The sequence below is a fragment of the Hoylesella timonensis S9-PR14 genome, from assembly GCF_000762405.1.
Classification (GTDB): Bacteria; Bacteroidota; Bacteroidia; order Bacteroidales; family Bacteroidaceae; genus Prevotella; species Prevotella timonensis_A.
In genome coordinates this window covers 1-2,742 of sequence record NZ_JRPQ01000244.1, presented here as the reverse complement: position 1 = coordinate 2,742, position 2,742 = coordinate 1, and the positions used below count along the sequence as shown (strand labels likewise).

General features: G+C 35.7%; 3 protein-coding genes. 1 reads left to right on the top strand and 2 read right to left on the bottom strand.

From position 1 onward, the window contains the following. The first annotated feature begins 192 nt into the window (after positions 1 to 192). Positions 193 to 828 carry a hypothetical protein gene (locus HMPREF9304_RS12250; RefSeq protein ID WP_036929641.1) on the top strand — a complete coding sequence of 212 codons (636 nt, stop codon included), beginning with the start codon at positions 193 to 195 and terminating at the stop codon, positions 826 to 828. Positions 829 to 909: 81 nt separating this feature from the next. On the opposite strand, the gene HMPREF9304_RS12245 is transcribed toward HMPREF9304_RS12250, so the two are convergent. Together HMPREF9304_RS12245 and HMPREF9304_RS12240 are read right to left on the bottom strand one after the other, a co-directional pair. Further along, positions 910 to 1,083 carry a hypothetical protein gene (locus tag HMPREF9304_RS12245; protein ID WP_231564534.1) on the bottom strand — a complete coding sequence of 58 codons (174 nt, stop codon included), beginning with the start codon at positions 1,081 to 1,083 and terminating at the stop codon, positions 910 to 912. 42 nt (positions 1,084 to 1,125) lie between these two features. Next, complete coding sequence (locus tag HMPREF9304_RS12240; protein WP_508604225.1) at positions 1,126 to 2,625, bottom strand: fimbrillin family protein; 1,500 nt, start codon at positions 2,623 to 2,625, stop codon at positions 1,126 to 1,128. Between the last annotated feature and the right edge of the window lie 117 nt (positions 2,626 to 2,742).

Sequence of the window (2,742 nt, the reverse complement as noted above, 5' to 3'; positions counted from 1 at the left end):
GGTCGAAGAAACGAAAAATCCTTAAAGGTTGAGAATCGGGATGCCCAGAATAAATGATAAAATTATGACAAATTAGGCAAGTAAAAGCAATTTCTTGACAAAAACAATATTTTTTAAATTGTTATATATATCTTTACACACAAAATTGATAAAACATTAAACAAAATTGTTTCACACAAAAAAAACTGTCATATGAAAAGACTAAATTTATTTCACTTATTTATTCTTTGTGTAGCTGTATTCTGCTTAACAGCTTGCGAGAAAGAAGACTGGAATGACACGAAAGAAACAACAAAGCCAGTGACTGCCAAACTGATTGTAACTTACACAGGAGATACAACCAAGTTTAGTTCTAAAAGTTATGTTTATGCCATTGATGCACATAAACTATCTCGTTATAGTATGTTTGTTGACAACAAAGAAAACTTTCATACTGGATTAAATTGGGCAATGCAAGGTAATGAACTGCCTACATTGAATAAAATCTATTTGCCTTCTACTGTATTGGATCAAAAACAAAAATTGATTAGTAGAACATACTATACGTTTGCAGATATTGCCTGCTTTGGGTACTATGAAGATTTTAGTCAAACTGTTACAAAGCCAAACTACAGAAAAGAGGAAAGCGGCGATATAAATGTAAATATTAAAGCTTTTATCAAAGATAAATTGGTACGTGAAGTAACTTATAAAATCAACTTAAAAGAACCAAAAGCATGGATAATTTTCTACAGCGACAAATCTTTTGCTGATAAAAGACATGAAGGGGACGGACTTCACAATGAAAATGACGACAATATCCATTTTAATGTTGTAGTTGATAAATAGTTAATATTTTGTAGAAAAAAAATATAGGGACATAGATTATTGATACTATGCCCCTATATTTATAGTTAGGTTACCTAACTCCTATTCATCCATAGGAAAGTCAAAGTTCTTAGCACTATTTGGTCCGATTTCTTCATCTTTCCAGTCATCAACATCTATGTTAATTTTTGGATCCTTACCTGGAGAAGTAGCTGCCAATATGGGTTCACCCACTTCAAAAATAGTAATTTTAGGTGATATATATTTCTTTTTCATCTTATGTATATTTTCTTTTCCTATCATTTTACTTGTTAGACATCAGAATTTAAAAACAGGACGTACTATGCATCCTACTCGTGCCGTCGATTGTTTCGACCATTGCCAGTATTGCTTCACTCTGGAATTATAAACCCATACCATCGAGGAATTTGAATTTTCAGATGGATTCAGCCAGTACCGATCATACTCGACATCGTGTCCCCAGTCCCATGTATAAAAATAATCATAAGCGAGGTGTTGTTCTCCGGAAATCCCCCCCCCTCCTGGATACGTTTCGGTCGATGCCAACAATTTATCAAGATCACCGTAATCCCATTGCTGATTTTTGTAATGTGGCTGCCCATCATATTGAGTACCGCCACAAGCATCAAATATCAAATCAAATTCTCTGAACCCTGGTACATACCATTGAGTCCATGAAGGTGCTTCACCTAAACGCTTATTTTGTGAAAGCCATGTACTTATATTTTCCAAATCCGAGTAGGTAAATAATAAATAAGTGTCCTCTTTCCGCAACCATCTCAATGAAATGGCAAGTCCATGCTTACTGTAAGGTGCTGGACCATCACCATTCTCGTTTATATATGCAATCATGGCAACGGGATGTTCGCCAGCTTCAACAGCATCCTCACTATAGCGGTAAATATTACCTGCATCGGATATTACCCAACCCAGTTTAGGTTCTTGTAATTTAGGTTTTTGGTCTGGATAACCAATAAAGTCATCCGTTAGAGTAATCGTGTATTTGTATCTTTTTCCTGCTTTCAAATCAGCTTTGAAAGGAAAATAAGTAATGCCATAACTATTGTAGTCGCCAACAACATATTGACCTGTGCTGTGGTCATAAATTTTACATTTNANCCATACATAGGAATAAACGTTTTGTGCGTCATTCTCATCAATAGCCTTATTAATGTCTGCAATTCTAANGCCTGACTTNGGATTCCACGGTTGATGATTCAACGGAACTAAAAAAATGTCTTTGCTGGCATTAAGATATGATTTATCTGCTTTTTCAAAGTTGTCTATATCAAATGAATATTCGCCAAGTCCTAAATNATCCCTTGCCATGCGTGTTTGAACCGCCCCATTTCCCAGCATTGTAAACTCTGCTTCATGATACACCCCCTTTAAGCCGATTTGCTTGATGTCCNTGATTTCAAGATTGTTTGACATATTGGAAATTCCAAACTTGATTTGTGAAAGGAGGTGATGGAATTGTANTTTTACGGTACCATGATTTGCTTGTTTATATTCATCTGATTCGAAAGCTGCCATATAATCCTCGTTTCCNCCCGAATATACACCAAGGCTTACCTCGTNGTTGCTCCATACATCTATTTCCGGTCTGCTTCCAAAATTATTGGGAGAGTTGACCGCAACAAAATGCAGGGNTTCATTTTCTAACCATCTCTTTCTCTNATTCTNGTCTTTATATGAGAATATGCCATTACCTTGATTGACTATTTCTACATTATCCATATATGGNTCTTCTTCTCCTGGGTCGTCAAGGAACGCATACACATAAAAGTTTTTCAANTTCTTGACATAGTTTTGNGAGTCAAACGCTGTACGCGTATGAGTTTNANTGTTCTCTGCAACAGAAAAGTTGATAAAGTCAGAAGGAGATGCTACATTGGATGCAACTTGTTCTTC

Coding starts and splice junctions, on each gene's coding strand:
- HMPREF9304_RS12250 (WP_036929641.1), top strand. CDS start 193: ATGAAAAGACTAAATTTATTTCACTTATTTATTCTTTGTGTAGCTGTA.
- HMPREF9304_RS12245 (WP_231564534.1), bottom strand. CDS start 1,083: ATGAAAAAGAAATATATATCACCTAAAATTACTATTTTTGAAGTGGGT.